This is a genomic window from Pedococcus sp. P2_D9, assembly GCF_056404275.1.
Genome location: NZ_JBFUEI010000001.1, coordinates 481,576 through 495,890, shown reverse-complemented (window position 1 = coordinate 495,890; position 14,315 = coordinate 481,576). Strand labels below are relative to the sequence as shown.

The window sequence follows — 14,315 nt, the reverse complement described above, 5'->3', positions numbered from 1 at the left end:
GTGAGCACACGCTGACCCCAACGGTGACCTAGTCGGCCGGGGCCAGTCGCTTGGCGAAGTACCGGGCCAGGTCCGAGTCGGCGTAGTGCCCGAAGCGCACCGTCGGCTCGTAGCCACTGGCCTCGTAGAGCGCTATGGCGTCGGGCTGCATGGTCCCCGTCTCCAGGACGAGCACGTCCGTCCCGGACTGGCGAGCCGTGTCCTCGAGGAAGGCGAGCACCCGGCGAGCGAAGCCTCGACGCCGACCCGACGGAGCGACGTACATCCGCTTGATCTCCGCCACGGCGGCACCGTCGAACAGCTTCGCCAGGTCCGGTCGGCGACGCCAGCCACCCATCGCGACGCCGTTTCCGTCCAGGGTGCCAAGCGCGAACAGCCCCTGTGGCGGTTCGAACTCGGAGGGGTCGACCGGTGAGTCGTCGGGTCCGCCGTAGATGACGACGTAGTGAGCCTGCACCTCGTCGACGAGGCGCTGGACCCGCAGGTCCGCGAACGGCACCGGGCCGACCAGCAGCGCCTCGGAACCAGGCTGTGGTCGAGGCGCTGCTGGCACTGTCATGGCCTCAGGCGACGTCGAACCGGTCGAGGTCCATGACCTTGGCCCAGGCCGCCACGAACTCCTGCACGAAGCGGTCTCCCGCGTCGTCGCTGGCGTAGACCTCGGCGAGGGCACGCAGCTCGGAGTTGGATCCGAACACCAGGTCTGCCCGGGTGCCCGTCCAGCGGACCTCGCCCGACGCGTCCCGACCCTCGAACGTCGAGGCGTCCTCCGACGTCGAGCTCCACTGGGTGCCGAGGTCCAGCAGGTTGACGAAGAAGTCGTTCGTCAGCGTGCCGGGGGCCTCGGTCAGGACGCCGTGCCGCGAGCCGTCGTAGTTCGCCCCGAGGACGCGCAGGCCGCCGACGAGGACGGTCATCTCCGGGGCGCTCAGGGTGAGCAGGTTGGCGCGGTCGACGAGCTGGTACTCGGCGCCCAGCCGTGAGCCCTTGCCGGCGTAGTTGCGGAAGCCGTCGGCTCGGGGCTCGAGGTAGGCGAAGGACTCGACGTCGGTCTGCTCCTGGGTCGCATCGACCCGACCCGGCGTGAACGGCACCTCGACCGTGTGACCCGCTGCCTGCGCAGCCTGCTCGACGCCGACGCCGCCCGCGAGCACGATGAGGTCGGCGAGCGAGACCTGGCGCCCGCCACGCGAGTTGAACGACTCCTGGACACCCTCGAGCGTGCGCAGCACGGTCGCGAGCTCTGCGGGGTTGTTGACCTCCCAGCCGTTCTGCGGGGCGAGCCGGATGCGGGCACCGTTGGCGCCGCCGCGCTTGTCGCTGCCACGGAAGGAGGACGCCGCAGCCCACGCCGTGGACACCAGCTGGGTCACGCTGAGCCCTGTCTCGGCCACGAGCCGCTTGAGCTCGGTCACGTCCTCAGCCGTCACCACCTCACCGGTCTGCGCCGGGAGCGGGTCCTGCCACAGCAGGACCTCGCTGGGCACCTCGGGACCGAGGTAGCGGGCCAGTGGGCCCATGTCGCGGTGCGTCAGCTTGAACCACGCACGGGCGAAGGCGTCGGCGAACTCCTGCGGGTTCTCGAGGAAGCGGCGCGAGATCTGCTCGTAGACGGGGTCGACGCGCAGGGCAAGGTCGGTGGTGAGCATGTTGGGCGCGATGCGCCTGGACGAGTCGTGGGCGTGGGGCGTCGTGCCCTCACCGGCGCCGTCCTTGGGCTTCCACTGGTTGGCGCCTGCGGGACTCTTGGTGAGCTCCCACTCGAAACCGAACAGGTTCTCGAAGAAGTTGTTGTCCCACTGCGTCGGGGTCATCGTCCAGGTGACCTCGATACCACTGGTGATGGCGTCGGGGCCCGCGCCGGTGCCGAAGCTGTTCTTCCAGCCCAGGCCCATCTGCTCGAGTCCTGCGCCCTCCGGCTCGTCGGAGACGTGTGCCTCGGGGTCGGCCGCACCGTGGGTCTTGCCGAAGGTGTGGCCGCCGGCGATGAGGGCGACGGTCTCTTCGTCGTTCATCGCCATCCGCTTGAACGTCTCGCGGATGTCGCGGGCCGACGCGAGGGGGTCGGGGTCCGCGTTCGGGCCCTCCGGGTTGACGTAGATCAGGCCCATCTGGACGGCGGCGAGCGGGCTCTCCAGCTCGCGGTCACCGGTGTAGCGCTCGTCCCCGAGCCACTCGGTCTCCGGACCCCAGTAGACGTCCTCGTCGGGCTCCCAGACGTCAGGGCGACCACCGGCGAAGCCGAAGGTCTGGAAGCCCATGGACTCGAGGCTGACGTTGCCGGCCAGCACCATGAGGTCGGCCCATGACAGGTTGCGGCCGTACTTCTTCTTCACCGGCCACAACAGGCGGCGGGCCTTGTCGAGGTTGGCGTTGTCCGGCCAGCTGTTGAGGGGCGCGAACCGCTGCTGACCAGCACCGGCGCCGCCGCGGCCGTCCTGCACGCGGTAGGTGCCCGCGCTGTGCCAGGCCATCCGGATCATGAGCGGGCCGTAGTGGCCGAAGTCGGCCGGCCACCAGTCCTGGGAGGTGGTGAGGAGCTCGGCGATGTCGCGCTTGACCTCGGCGAGGTCGAGGGAGCTGAACGCCTGGGCGTAGTCGAAGTCCTCGCCGTAGGGGTTCGCGACGGCGGGGTTCTTGGCCAGGATCCGGAGGTTGAGGCGCTCGGGCCACCACCCCCGGTTGCCGCCGCCCTGGACGGGCTCGGGGGCCCGTCCGTGCACGACAGGGCACTTCTGCTCGCTCTCGTTCATCTCGGCGAGCTGGGTCTCGTGGTCCCCGGTCTGGCTTGCGCCATGGATTTCGTTGTCGGACATTGCTTCCTTCCGGACGTGGTGTCGAGGGTTCAGGCGGTTGGGTGGTCAGGCTGTGGGTTGCTCGGGCTGTGGGTTGCTCAGGCGCTGGGATTGCGCGGGCTGGAACAGGTGGCGCACAGGCCCCGGTAGACGACCTCGGCCTCGTCGATGGTGAAGCCGTGGTCGTCCGACGGGGCAAGGCAGGGGGCTGCGCCGACGGCGCAGTCGACGTCGGCGATGGCGCCGCAGGACCGGCAGACGACGTGGTGGTGGTTGTCGCCCACGCGGGACTCGTACCTCGCCACCGAGCCGGGCGGCTGGATGCGGCGCACGAGGCCGGAGCGGGTGAGGGCGTGCAGGCAGTCGTAGACCGCCTGGTGGGAGACCTCCGGCACGTCGCGTCGCGCCGCGGCGATGAGCGAGTCGGTGTCGGAGTGGGGGTGCGCGTGCACCGCACCGAGGACTGCCACCCGGGGCCGCGTCACCCGCAGGCCCACGTCCCGCAGCATCTGCGGGAGGTCGCCTGCGCGGACGACGGACGGTGGGGTCACGTCCCGGAGTCTGGCCCGGTTTCTGGAACGAGTCAAGAATTCTGGGACGGCTGTCCCAGCCTGCGGAACAACTCCCGCGCGGGTGCCCGCGCCCGGCCGATAGCATCGGTATGCCGCGTGCTGACGTCCGCACGCGGCATACCCAGTCATCCACCCCAGGAGTGAGCACCGTGTCTGCCGAGATCACCGTCACCGTCGCCGGAAGCGAGCGATCGGTGCCGGAGCAGACGACTGCCGCTGAGCTCTTCGAGGGTGACCGCGCCGTGCTCGTGGCCCGGGTCAACGGTGAGCTGCGCGACCTCGCCCACGCCCTCGCAGAGGGCGACGTCGTCGAGCCCGTGACCGCGCAGGAGCAGGACGGGCTGGACGTGCTGCGGCACAGCGCCGCCCACGTCCTGGCCCAGGCCGTCCAGGAGCTCAACCCCAAGGCCAGGCTCGGCATCGGACCGCCGGTGCGTGACGGGTTCTACTACGACTTCGACGTGGCCGAGCCGTTCCAGCCCGACGACCTCAAGGCGCTCGAGAAGGTCATGCAGCGCATCGTCAACGAGGGCCAGACCTTCGTGCGCCGCGAGATCAGCGACGCCGACGCTGCCGTCGAGCTCGCCGACGAGCCCTACAAGGTCGAGCTCATCGGTCTCAAGGGTGGCGCGGCCGGCGAGCAGGCAGAGGGTGCGGACGTCGAGGTGGGGGGCGCGCAGCTGACCATCTACGACAACCTTAAGCGCGACGGCTCACGCGCCTGGGGCGACCTGTGCCGCGGCCCGCACGTGCCCTCGACCAAGGTGCTCGGCAACGCCTTCAAGCTGATGCGCAGCGGTGGCGCCTACTGGCGGGGGAGCGAGAAGAACCCCCAGCTGCAGCGCGTCTACGGCACCGCCTGGCCCACCAAGGACGAGCTCAAGGCCTACCTCGACCGGCTTGCCGAGGCCGAGCGCCGTGACCACCGCAAGATCGGGGCGGAGCAGGACCTGTTCAGCTTCCCCGACGAGCTCGGGTCTGGCCTGGCCGTCTTCCACCCCAAGGGCGGGGTGATCAAGCGGGAGATGGAGGACTACGTCCGCCGCAGGCACATCGAGGAGGGTTTCCAGTACGTCGGCACCCCCCACATCAGCAAGGACGGGCTGTTCCACACCTCGGGGCACCTGCCCTACTACGCGGACACCATGTTCCCGCCGATGGAGTTCGAGGGCACCGAGTACCGCCTCAAGGCGATGAACTGCCCCATGCACAACCTCATCTTCCGCTCGCGCGGTCGCTCCTACCGCGAGCTGCCGTTGCGGCTGTTCGAGTTCGGGTCGGTCTACCGGTTCGAGAAGTCCGGCGTCGTGCACGGCCTGACCCGCGTGCGTGGCATGACCCAGGACGACTCGCACTCCTACGTCACCGCCGAGCAGGCACCGGGCGAGATCAAGCACCTGCTGAACTTCGTGCTCTCGCTGCTGCGCGACTTCGGCATGGACGACTACTACCTCGAGCTGTCCACCCGCGAGACCGAGGGCGACAAGAAGGACAAGTTCATCGGCTCGGACGAGCAGTGGGAGCACGCGACCGACGTCCTGCGCGACGTCGCCACCGAGTCCGGCCTCGAGCTCGTCCTCGACCCGGGTGGCGCGGCCTACTACGGCCCGAAGATCTCGGTGCAGGCACGCGACGCGATCGGCCGCACCTGGCAGATGTCGACCATCCAGTACGACTTCAACCAGCCGGAGCGGTTCGGGCTGGAGTACCAGGCGGCCGACGGCTCCCGGCAGCAGCCGGTGATGATCCACTCGGCGAAGTTCGGGTCCATCGAGCGCTTCCTCGGCGTGCTCGTGGAGCACTACGCGGGCGCGTTCCCGCCCTGGCTCTCACCCGTGCAGGTGCTCGGAGTGCCGGTGGCCGACGAGTTCTCGCCCTACCTGCACGACGTGGCGGACCAGCTGCGCCGGAAGGGGATCCGGGTCGAGATCGACGACTCCGACGACCGGTTCCCCAAGAAGATCCGCAACGCGTCGAAGTCCAAGGTCCCCTTCGTGCTGATCGCCGGGGACGAGGACCGCGGCGCCGGCGCGGTGTCGTTCCGCTACCGCAACGGCGAGCAGAAGAACGGGGTGCCCGTCGACGAGGCGATCGCCGAGATCGTCGCCGCGGTCGAGGCCCGCGTCCAGGTCTGACGGACGATGACCGACGCGCTCGAGCCCGACACCGACTTCGCCGGGGTGCAGGACGGCTTCGAACGGCTCTGGACACCGCACCGGCTCGCCTACATCACGGGGGAGCGGCCGAGCGAGGACGCGGGTGACGGCTGCCCGTTCTGTGTCGCCCCGGCCAAGGACGACCAGACCGGCCTCATCGTGCACCGCGGCGTGAGCTGCTACGTCGTCATGAACCTGTTCCCCTACAACCCCGGCCACGTGCTCGTGTGCCCTTACCGCCACGCCTCGCTCTACGTCGACCTGACCGACGAGGAGACCACGGAGTTCGCGTTGCTGACCAAGCAGGTCATTGCCGCCATCGACACTGCCTCCGGCCCGCACGGCTACAACATCGGCATGAACCAGGGGGCGGTCGCCGGTGCGGGTGTGCAGGCCCACCTGCACCAGCACATCGTGCCGAGGTGGGGTGGCGACTCGAACTTCCTGCCGGTCATCGGACAGACGAAGGCGCTGCCGATGCTGCTCGAGGACGTGCGCTCACGACTCGTCGCAGCGTGGCCGGGTGCGGCAGGCGCTCCAGCGGCAGGAAGCTGAGCAGGCACACCACCAGCGGCAGGAAGTGGATCTTCAGCATGACGTAGGTGCTGAGGTGGAAGCCCGCCCAGAAGAGGAGCGCGGCGTACAGCGCCTTTCCTCTGAGCCACAACAGGACCGGTGAAGTGAACTCGGCCACGAGCACGATCCACTGCAGGGCGTGCGTGAGGGTCGGATGGGCGCCCACCCAGGGACCGATGCCGTTAGGCCGTCGGGTCAGCGCCCAGATCAGGGTGGCTCCGTTGGCCCAGCCCCTGCCGCCGAAACGCATCTTGGCGCTGGCCGAGAGGAAGTAGATCGACACGGCCCCGATCTGCACCATGCGGATCGCCCAGCCTGCGGCCTGCGACCTCACGTCGACATCGCGCAGGCGGGCCCGCCCGACCGTCGGCAGCACGAACAGCGCGACGACGAGGGCGAAGTGGTCGTGGTCGACCTTGGAGTAGGCGAAGGCGTTGCTCACCCAGTCGACCATCCCGACCGCGCAGACCCATCCCGCCAGCCGGGGCAGCCGGCCCGTGAAGGCGACCGCGGAGCTGACCAGGATCACCGCCAGGAGCACCCTGACGTAGGTGTGCGACGGCGCGGGCAGGTGCAGCAGCGAGCGCACCTCGAGGCCGCGGTAGAGGCTCGGCGGGACGTCGCCGTGGGGGATGGGGTCGGTCACGATCCACAGCACGTCGAGCCACACGAAGGCGTAGACGGCGAGCCGCAGCCACGCCACGCGCGCGAGCAAGATCTCCGGCGCGAGGAACTTCTCGACGATGGAGCGTTGGACGGCAGGGCGTTCCATCGGGGAGTGTTCCAGGCGGCTCACGGCGCACCACCAGGTATGCCGCTCGGCTGGGGACGCAGCGGGTGGCGGACCTGCCACGTGGCCAGGGTGCGGACGGTGGCAGCCCCCGTGCCGATCTGGGTTGAGGTGTTGCGCAGGTAGAGGACCACGTAGGCCGCCTCGCGCGGGAGCCGGCGCGCATGCAGCACGGCGATGTCCTGGAGGAGCTCGGGGCGCTCGATGATGCGGGGGGCCTGTCCTTCGATCTCGGCGCGCTCGATACCGATCTTCTCCTTGGACAGCGGCACCCGCACCACTTCGCCGTCCACGGTCAACGCATCCAACGTCAACGAGTTGATGACCCCGTCGTTCCGCACCGAGAACGCGTACTGCGACATGGGGGCGAAGGGCCACCAGCTGTCGTTGCCCACCCAGGTCCCCAGACAGACCGTCGTCACCACGGCGGCGGTCACGGCCAGCCGCCACAGCACGGCATACGGGCCGAGCCGGGTGGTCGGCCCCCTCATGCTCCCCTCACGCGGTCATGGTCCCATGCGGGTGACAGACTGAGGACATGGACATGGTGACGGGGAGCGAGCGGGGCCTGCTCATCTTCGACGGCGACTGCGGGTTCTGCACGACCAGCGCGCGGTTCGCCACGCGCTGGGTGGACCGTCGCGACCGCTACGACGTCCAGCCGTGGCAGCAGGTGGACCTCGGTCGGTTCGGGCTCACCGAGCAGGACTGCATCGAGGCGGCCCAGTTCGTCCGCCCGGACGGGACTGTCGTGGCCGCCCACCTCGCCATCGCAGAGGGCCTCAAGCAGGGAGCCCCGTTGTGGCGGCCACTCGGCCACCTCGTCACACTGCCGGGCATCAGCCGGCTGGCTGGTCGGGTCTACACGTGGGTGGCCGACCACCGCTACGCGCTGCCGGGAGGCACTCCCGCCTGCGCGCCCACACACGGGTCCGTCAGCGGTTCTGCGGGGACGGCGGCTCGGTCTCAGTAGGCTGACCCCACCATGCTCAACAAGTACGCACGCGCCCTCTTCACGAAGATCTTCACGCCGGTCGCCCGACTGTTCCTCAAGCTGGGGATCAGCCCGGACGTCGTGACGATCGTCGGCACGCTCGGCGTCTGCGTCGGTGCGCTGGCCTTCTACCCCCGGCACGAGTTCTTCTGGGGCACCATCGTCATCACCCTGTTCGTCTTCTCCGACACCGTTGACGGCGTCATGGCGCGGATGTCCGGCCGCTCCGGCAAGTGGGGCGCCTACCTCGACTCCACGCTCGACCGCGTGGGCGACTCGGCCATCTTCGGGGGCCTCGTGCTCTGGTATGCCGGCAGCGGCGACGACTTCCTGATGGCCGGGCTGGCGTTGGCCTGCCTCATCCTCGGCAGCGTGGTGTCCTACGCCAAGGCACGGGCCGAGGGGCTGGGCTTCACCGCGAACGTCGGGATCGCGGAGCGCGCCGACCGGTTGGTCGCCGTCCTCGTGGTGACCGGACTGGTGGGTCTGGGGCTGCCCGAGGTCGTCCTCGCCGTCGTACTCGCCCTGCTCGCCGTCGCCAGCCTCGTCACGGTGTTCCAGCGCATGCTGCTCGTGCGTCGGCAGGCCCTGGTCGAAGCCTCCTGAGCGGCCACGCGACGTGACCGGCTTCGGCGACCTCCTGGCCGTCAGCGGCTACCGCCTCGGGTGGGGCACTGTGCGTCGGCTGCCCGAGCGCACGGCATACACGGTCTTCGAGCAGATCGCCGACCTGACGGTGGCTCGTGGCGGCAAGGGCGTGCAGCGCCTGAGGAGCAACTACGCGCGGGTGCGCCCCGAGCTCGACGGCGCGGAGCTGGACGCACTGGTGCGCGAAGGGATGCGCTCGTACCTGCGGTACTACTGCGAGGCCTTCCGGCTGCCCGACCGCACCCCGGAGCAGATCGCGGCGTCGGTGCGGGTCGAGGGGGACGGGCCCGTGCGGGCCGAGCTCGCCGCGGGCCGACCGGTCGTGTGCTTCCTCGGCCACCTCGGCAACTGGGACCTGGCCGGAGCCTGGGGCACCAAGGAGATCGGTCCCGTCGTCACCGTCGCCGAGCGGCTCGAGCCCGAGGAGGTGTATGCCGAGTTCCTCGCCTTCCGTGAGTCGCTGGGCATGACGATCCTGCCGCTCACGGGTGGGGGCGACGTCTTCGCACAGCTGCGGGGGCACCTGACGAAGCCGGTGCTCATGCCACTGCTGGCCGACCGCGACCTGACCGACCGGGGCATCGAGGTCGACCTGTGCGGTCACCGTTCGAAGATGGCGGCAGGTCCGGCGGCGCTGTCGCTGGGCACCGGTGCGGCGTTGCACCCGGTCTCGATCCACTACGAGCGAGTCGAGGGGTCGAGCTGGAAGCACCGCATCGTGATCACCTGGCACGACCGGGTCGAGGTGCCGGCGACCGGCACGACGCGGGCCAAGGCCGTCGCGATGACGCAGCAGTGCGCCGACGCGCTCGGCGCCGCGATCGTGGAGCACACCGCCGACTGGCACATGCTCCAGCGGGTGTTCCTCGAGGACCTCGAGCCGCGACCCGAGCAGTCACCGCGACCCGGCCAGGCGCAGGGGAGCTGGCCGTGAGGATCGGCATCGTGTGTCCCTACTCCTTCGACGTGCCCGGCGGGGTGCAGTTCCACGTCCGCGACCTGGCCGAGCACTTCCTGGGGCAGGGGCACCACGCCTCGGTCCTCGCCCCGGCCGACGAGGACACCCCGCTGCCCGACTACGTCGAGTCGGTGGGCCGAGCCGTTCCCGTGCGCTACAACGGCTCGGTGGCCCGGCTGAACTTCGGGCCGCTGACCGCCTCGCGGGTCGGGCGCTGGCTCGAGGCGGGCGACTTCGATGTGTTGCACATCCACGAGCCGGTGACGCCCAGCATCGCCCTGCTCGCGCTGTGGTCGGCGGAGGGCCCGGTCGTGGCAACCTTCCACACCTCCAACCTGCGGTCGCGGGCGATGCAGGCTGCTTACCCGCTGCTGCGCCCGAGCCTGGAGAAGATCAACGGGCGGATCGCCGTCTCCGAGGACGCCCGGCGCACGGTCACGACCCACCTGGGTGGTGACGCGGTCGTCATCCCCAACGGCGTCAACGTGGCGCGGTTCGCCGACGCCGTGCCGGCTGCCAGGTGGACCGGCACCGAGTCGGCGCCCACGATCGGCTTTCTCGGGCGGATCGACGAGCCCCGCAAGGGGTTGCCCGTGCTGGCGGCGGCGATGCCCGCGGTGCTGGCGAAGCATCCCGGAGCCCGAGTTCTGGTCGCGGGACCGGGTGACGTCCAAGCCGCTCGCGAACGCCTCGAACCGTCCGTGGCGGCTGCCACCGACTTCCTGGGCATGGTCAGCGACGAGGACAAGGCCGTGCTCCTGTCGTCCGTCGACCTCTACGTCGCCCCGCACACCGGGGGAGAGAGCTTCGGCATCGTGCTCGTCGAGGCGATGAGTGCAGGGGCGCCCGTGGTGGCCAGCAACCTGCCGGCCTTCGTCCGGGTCCTCGACGGAGGACACGCCGGCGCGACCTTCACCAACGAGGACAGTGCCGACCTGGCCCGACAGCTGCTGCGCCTGCTGGGCGATCCGGGGGAGCGCGCGCGGCTGGGGGAGGCCGGGCACCGCCGGGCCTGGGTCTTCGACTGGTCGGTCGTTGCCGAGGACGTCATGGCGGTCTACGACACGGTCACCCATGGCTCCGAGGACGCGCGGTCGGACCCGGCCGCCGACACCCGGTGGACGCGGCTGCTCCGCGGTCGCAGGGGAGGCGAGGCCTGATGGACTCTCTGACGTGGGGCGTCGTGGTCGTCGCAGTGCTGCTCGGCGTCGCCTGGTACCTCTCTTACAGCGCAGCCCGGCTCGACCGGCTGCACACGCGCGCCGAGGGTGCGTTGTCCGCCCTCGACGCGCAGCTGGTCCGCCGAGCCGAGGCGACGCTGGAGCTGGCCAACTCGGGAGCCCTCGACCCGGCCAGCGCGCTGATGCTGGCGGGCGCCGCGTCGGGGTCCCTGGAGGCCCACAACGAGCGTGCCCTCGAGGAGGACCTCCTCGACGGCCAGAGCTTCGGCGCACGGGAGGTGCTCGAGAGCGACCTGACCGAGGCGCTGCAGGCGGCGCTCACGGCCGACGTGGTGGCTGACATCCGGGGTGGTCACGTCGACGCCCTCGGGGCGAGCAGCCTGCAGCGGGTCGAGGCAGCCGGCGTGCGCGTGCAGCTGGCCAGGCGCTTCCTGAACGACGCGGTGACCGACGTGCAGCGGGTCCGCCGCAAGTGGGTGGTCCGCTGGTTCCGGTTGGCCGGCCACGCCGACCTGCCCCGCACCGTCGAGTTCGACGACGAGCTGCCACCCGCCGTGCGGGACTGAGCCGCGGTCGGGACGCCGCGGCATACCAACTAACATTGGTGCCGAAGCGCGTTCCCTGCGCTGCGCCCTGAACAGATCTGGAGTAGGTCCGCCATGTCCGCCGAGAGCAACCCCGTCGAGAGCACAGCCACGCAGCCCACCACCGGCACGTCACGCGTCAAGCGGGGCATGGCCGAGATGCTCAAGGGCGGCGTCATCATGGACGTCGTCAACGTCGAGCAGGCCAAGATCGCCGAGGACGCCGGCGCCGTCGCCGTGATGGCCCTCGAGCGGGTCCCCGCCGACATCCGCGCCCAGGGTGGCGTGTCGCGCATGTCCGACCCCGACATGATCGACGGCATCATCGAGGCCGTGTCGATCCCGGTGATGGCCAAGGCCCGCATCGGTCACTTCGTCGAGGCCCAGGTGCTGCAGTCCCTGGGGGTCGACTACATCGACGAGTCCGAGGTGCTGACCCCGGCCGACTACGCCAACCACATCGACAAGTGGAACTTCACGGTTCCCTTCGTCTGCGGTGCGACCAACCTCGGCGAGGCCCTGCGCCGCATCACCGAGGGCGCGGCGATGATCCGCTCCAAGGGTGAGGCCGGCACCGGCGACGTCTCCAACGCGACCACCCACATGCGCCAGATCCGCCAGCAGATCCGCAGGCTCCAGGGCCTGCCCGAGGACGAGCTGTTCGTCGCGGCCAAGGAGCTCCAGGCACCGTACGACCTGGTCAAGGAGGTCGCCGAGCTGGGCAAGCTCCCCGTCGTGCTGTTCACCGCGGGCGGCATCGCGACCCCGGCCGACGCCGCGATGATGATGCAGCTCGGCGCCGAGGGCGTGTTCGTCGGCTCCGGCATCTTCAAGTCCGGCAACCCGGCCCAGCGCGCCGAGGCCATCGTGAAGGCGACGACCTTCTTCGACGACCCCGACGTCATCGCCAAGGTCTCGCGCGGCCTCGGTGAGGCGATGGTCGGCCTCAACGTCGACGAGATCCCCGAGCCGCACCGCCTCTCCGAGCGCGGTTGGTGACCGGCCCCTCCCACAGCTGACAGAGCACGGCGCCCGGTGGTCCACCACCGGGCGCCGTGCTGTCCGATGACCTGTCAGGTGACGGTGCTGCGGGCGCGGAACTCCTCGCGCTCGAACTCGCGTCCCTCGAGCACCGCCGCCACGTGCTCCGCCGCAGCCACCACGTCGGCGTGCGAGAGGTAGAGGGGGCTGAACCCGAGCCGCACGATGTCGACCTCACGGAAGTCGCCGATCACGCCGCGCGCGATGAGGGCCTGCACCACGGCATACGCCTCGGGGTGCCGCAGGCTCACCTGCGAGCCGCGCCGCGCCTCCTCGCGTGGCGTCGCGAGCGGCAGGTCGACACCCAGGGCGTCCAGCGCCTCGATGAACAGTCCCGTCAGTGACAGTGAGCGGGCGCGCACCTCCTCGATCGAGAGCCCGTCGTATGCCGTGAGAGCACCTTCCAGCGTCAGCAGGCTGAGCAGGGGAGCCGTGCCGACCCTGGCCCTCGTGATGGTGGCCGCGGGGGCGTAGTCGGTGGACATGCCGAACGGGCTGGCGTGGCCCTGCCAGCCGGACAGGACGTTCTCGAAGTCGCCCAGGTGCTCACGCCGGACGTAGATGAACGCGGGGGCGCCGGGGCCGCCGCTGAGGTACTTGTAGCCGCAGCCCACCGCGAGGTCTGCGCCGCCCTCGTCGAGCCCGACCGGCATCGCACCGGCCGAGTGGCAGAGGTCCCAGCACACGAGGGCGCCGACGTCGTGGGCGGCGCGGGTGAGGGCTGGCAGGTCCCACTGCTCACCCGTGCGGTAGTCGACCTGCGAGTAGGCCGCCAGCGCCAGCGACTCACCCAGCTTCGCGATGCGCGCGGGCGCCTCGGTGGTGGGCACGAGCTCGAGGGTCAGGCCGAGCAGCTCGCAGGCGGACCGGGCGATGTAGACATCCGTGGGAAAGGAGTCGGGGTCGGTCAGCACCGTGCTCCGGCCCGGGCGCAGGCGCGAGGCGGCGACGATGGCCTTGAAGAGGTTGACGGACGTGGAGTCGGTGACGACGACCTGTCCCGGCGCCGCGCCGACCAGCGAGCCGATGCGGTCACCGACCCGCTCGGGCGCACCCCACCAGTCCGACTCGTTCCACGCGCGGATGAGCTGCTCTCCCCACTGGCGGGCGACCACGTCGGCGGCCGTCTCGGCCGCGGCGACGGACAGGGCGCCGAGGGAGTTGCCGTCGAGGTAGATGACCCCCTCAGGGATCCGGAACGCGCTGCGTCGGTCGGTGGAGGAGTGCTGGGCATCGAGGTCGCGAGCGCGGGTGGTGAGGTCGGTCATGCCCCGAAACCTATAGGTGGGCGGTGCGGCGATGTCAGGGCCTCGACGGCACAGGTTCATGTCCTGGCCAGTCGCGTGGGGGGACGCGATGCCACACCCCGTGCGTGCGGCGCAGGTCCACGGCGACCAGCGCTACTCCCCGAGGTCCGGTCAGCCCCGGTCGCTCGAGGCCACCTCGCGCACCATGACGCAGTTGCCGAGGCCCTTGGGGCGGTCGTAGCGGAAGCCCTCGCGCTCGTACATCGTGCGGGTGCCGTTGTACAGGAACGACGAGTTCTTCTTCCGGACGCCACCGGTGTCGTGCGGGTAGCCCTCGACCAGACCACCGCCGGCCCGGGCGATCAGCTCGACCGCTCCACGCAGGGCGATCGACGCCAGGCCCTTGCCGCGGTGGCTGCGCTCGACCTGGATGCAGGTGACCCGGTAGTCGGGGAGCCGCTCGGCCGTGGCGAGGTACTCCTTGCGGTGATGGATGCTGGGCAGCTCCTCCGGCGTCCCGTACTCCGCCCAGGCGATGGCGAGGTCGCCGTCGTAGACCAGCGCCGCGTGCGCGATCCCCTCGTCCACCCGGCGCTTCTTGAACGCGCGGTTGTCCTCGGCGGTGCTGTCCGGCTCCCGGTCCTCCGGATGGAACCAGGTGCACCAGCAGTTGGCGAACATGCCCTTGTTCCGCTCGACGAGCGCGGCGAAGTCGTTGAACGTCTCCGGCGTGAGCGCCCTGATCGTGTAGTCGGACATGCCTGAAAAGTACC

General features: G+C 70.3%; 15 protein-coding genes. 8 read left to right on the top strand and 7 right to left on the bottom strand.

Translation table 11 applies throughout. The features are described from left to right. Positions 1–28: 28 nt before the first annotated feature. The 3 genes from AC1DXJ_RS02350 to AC1DXJ_RS02340 form a co-directional block, all read right to left on the bottom strand. Entirely contained in the window at positions 29–559 is a 531-nt protein-coding gene (locus AC1DXJ_RS02350) for a GNAT family N-acetyltransferase (RefSeq protein WP_477636279.1), read from the bottom strand. Between the two features lie 4 nt (positions 560–563). Then, a complete protein-coding gene (gene katG, locus AC1DXJ_RS02345; protein WP_477636307.1) occupies positions 564–2,753 on the bottom strand; it encodes a catalase/peroxidase HPI in 2,190 nt (729 codons plus the stop codon). A 140-nt stretch (positions 2,754–2,893) separates the two neighbouring features. Next, on the bottom strand, positions 2,894–3,304 hold the full coding sequence (locus AC1DXJ_RS02340) for a Fur family transcriptional regulator (protein WP_477613425.1): 411 nt from the start codon (positions 3,302–3,304) through the stop codon (positions 2,894–2,896). Between the two features lie 212 nt (positions 3,305–3,516). Between AC1DXJ_RS02340 and thrS the strand changes: the two genes are divergently transcribed. Together thrS and AC1DXJ_RS02330 are read left to right on the top strand one after the other, a co-directional pair. Then, positions 3,517–5,502, top strand: coding sequence for a threonine--tRNA ligase (gene thrS, locus AC1DXJ_RS02335; protein WP_477613027.1), 1,986 nt, complete (start codon positions 3,517–3,519; stop codon positions 5,500–5,502). A gap of 6 nt (positions 5,503–5,508) precedes the next feature. Then, entirely contained in the window at positions 5,509–6,078 is a 570-nt protein-coding gene (locus AC1DXJ_RS02330; RefSeq protein ID WP_477613026.1) for an HIT family protein, read from the top strand. Here AC1DXJ_RS02330 and AC1DXJ_RS02325 read toward each other — a convergent pair. Both AC1DXJ_RS02325 and AC1DXJ_RS02320 read right to left on the bottom strand, forming a co-directional pair. Further along, a complete protein-coding gene (locus tag AC1DXJ_RS02325) occupies positions 5,975–6,895 on the bottom strand; it encodes a hypothetical protein (protein WP_477636278.1) in 921 nt (306 codons plus the stop codon). The two genes, AC1DXJ_RS02330 and AC1DXJ_RS02325, sit on opposite strands and share 104 nt — an antisense overlap. After that, the gene (locus AC1DXJ_RS02320; protein WP_477636277.1) at positions 6,892–7,380 is read right to left on the bottom strand and encodes a hypothetical protein; all 489 of its coding nucleotides are present in this window, start codon (positions 7,378–7,380) and stop codon (positions 6,892–6,894) included. Before AC1DXJ_RS02320 ends, AC1DXJ_RS02325 begins: the two co-directional genes overlap by 4 nt. A gap of 47 nt (positions 7,381–7,427) precedes the next feature. Here AC1DXJ_RS02320 and AC1DXJ_RS02315 point away from each other — a divergent pair, with 47 nt between their 5' ends. The 6 genes from AC1DXJ_RS02315 to pdxS all read left to right on the top strand — a co-directional run bounded on the left by AC1DXJ_RS02315 (position 7,428) and on the right by pdxS (position 12,253). Further along, complete coding sequence (locus AC1DXJ_RS02315) at positions 7,428–7,862, top strand: thiol-disulfide oxidoreductase DCC family protein (RefSeq protein WP_477636276.1); 435 nt, start codon at positions 7,428–7,430, stop codon at positions 7,860–7,862. A gap of 12 nt (positions 7,863–7,874) precedes the next feature. Beyond that, complete coding sequence (pgsA, locus tag AC1DXJ_RS02310; protein WP_477613022.1) at positions 7,875–8,489, top strand: phosphatidylinositol phosphate synthase; 615 nt, start codon at positions 7,875–7,877, stop codon at positions 8,487–8,489. 13 nt (positions 8,490–8,502) lie between these two features. Further along, positions 8,503–9,465 (top strand): phosphatidylinositol mannoside acyltransferase, encoded by a 963-nt coding sequence (locus tag AC1DXJ_RS02305; protein ID WP_477636275.1) that lies wholly within the window; start codon positions 8,503–8,505, stop codon positions 9,463–9,465. Beyond that, positions 9,462–10,649: a glycosyltransferase family 4 protein gene (locus AC1DXJ_RS02300; RefSeq protein ID WP_477636274.1), complete on the top strand. Its 1,188-nt coding sequence runs from the start codon at positions 9,462–9,464 to the stop codon at positions 10,647–10,649. Before AC1DXJ_RS02305 ends, AC1DXJ_RS02300 begins: the two co-directional genes overlap by 4 nt. After that, positions 10,649–11,236: a hypothetical protein gene (locus tag AC1DXJ_RS02295; protein ID WP_477636273.1), complete on the top strand. Its 588-nt coding sequence runs from the start codon at positions 10,649–10,651 to the stop codon at positions 11,234–11,236. Before AC1DXJ_RS02300 ends, AC1DXJ_RS02295 begins: the two co-directional genes overlap by 1 nt. 93 nt (positions 11,237–11,329) lie before the next feature. Next, complete coding sequence (gene pdxS, locus AC1DXJ_RS02290; protein ID WP_477613018.1) at positions 11,330–12,253, top strand: pyridoxal 5'-phosphate synthase lyase subunit PdxS; 924 nt, start codon at positions 11,330–11,332, stop codon at positions 12,251–12,253. Between the two features lie 74 nt (positions 12,254–12,327). Here pdxS and kynU read toward each other — a convergent pair whose 3' ends face one another. Both kynU and AC1DXJ_RS02280 read right to left on the bottom strand, forming a co-directional pair. Then, a complete protein-coding gene (gene kynU / locus AC1DXJ_RS02285) occupies positions 12,328–13,563 on the bottom strand; it encodes a kynureninase (RefSeq protein ID WP_477636272.1) in 1,236 nt (411 codons plus the stop codon). Positions 13,564–13,713: 150 nt separating this feature from the next. Next, a complete protein-coding gene (locus AC1DXJ_RS02280) occupies positions 13,714–14,301 on the bottom strand; it encodes a GNAT family N-acetyltransferase (RefSeq protein WP_477636271.1) in 588 nt (195 codons plus the stop codon). Between the last annotated feature and the right edge of the window lie 14 nt (positions 14,302–14,315).

Bases quoted from the DNA above. Each gene is read 5' to 3' on its own strand.
- AC1DXJ_RS02350 (WP_477636279.1), bottom strand. From the start codon at position 559: ATGACAGTGCCAGCAGCGCCTCGACCACAGCCTGGTTCCGAGGCGCTG.
- katG (WP_477636307.1), bottom strand. From the start codon at position 2,753: ATGAACGAGAGCGAGCAGAAGTGCCCTGTCGTGCACGGACGGGCCCCC.
- AC1DXJ_RS02340 (WP_477613425.1), bottom strand. From the start codon at position 3,304: ATGCTGCGGGACGTGGGCCTGCGGGTGACGCGGCCCCGGGTGGCAGTC.
- AC1DXJ_RS02330 (WP_477613026.1), top strand. From the start codon at position 5,509: ATGACCGACGCGCTCGAGCCCGACACCGACTTCGCCGGGGTGCAGGAC.
- AC1DXJ_RS02320 (WP_477636277.1), bottom strand. From the start codon at position 7,380: ATGAGGGGGCCGACCACCCGGCTCGGCCCGTATGCCGTGCTGTGGCGG.
- AC1DXJ_RS02315 (WP_477636276.1), top strand. From the start codon at position 7,428: ATGGACATGGTGACGGGGAGCGAGCGGGGCCTGCTCATCTTCGACGGC.
- pgsA (WP_477613022.1), top strand. From the start codon at position 7,875: ATGCTCAACAAGTACGCACGCGCCCTCTTCACGAAGATCTTCACGCCG.
- AC1DXJ_RS02295 (WP_477636273.1), top strand. From the start codon at position 10,649: ATGGACTCTCTGACGTGGGGCGTCGTGGTCGTCGCAGTGCTGCTCGGC.
- pdxS (WP_477613018.1), top strand. From the start codon at position 11,330: ATGTCCGCCGAGAGCAACCCCGTCGAGAGCACAGCCACGCAGCCCACC.
- kynU (WP_477636272.1), bottom strand. From the start codon at position 13,563: ATGACCGACCTCACCACCCGCGCTCGCGACCTCGATGCCCAGCACTCC.
- AC1DXJ_RS02280 (WP_477636271.1), bottom strand. From the start codon at position 14,301: ATGTCCGACTACACGATCAGGGCGCTCACGCCGGAGACGTTCAACGAC.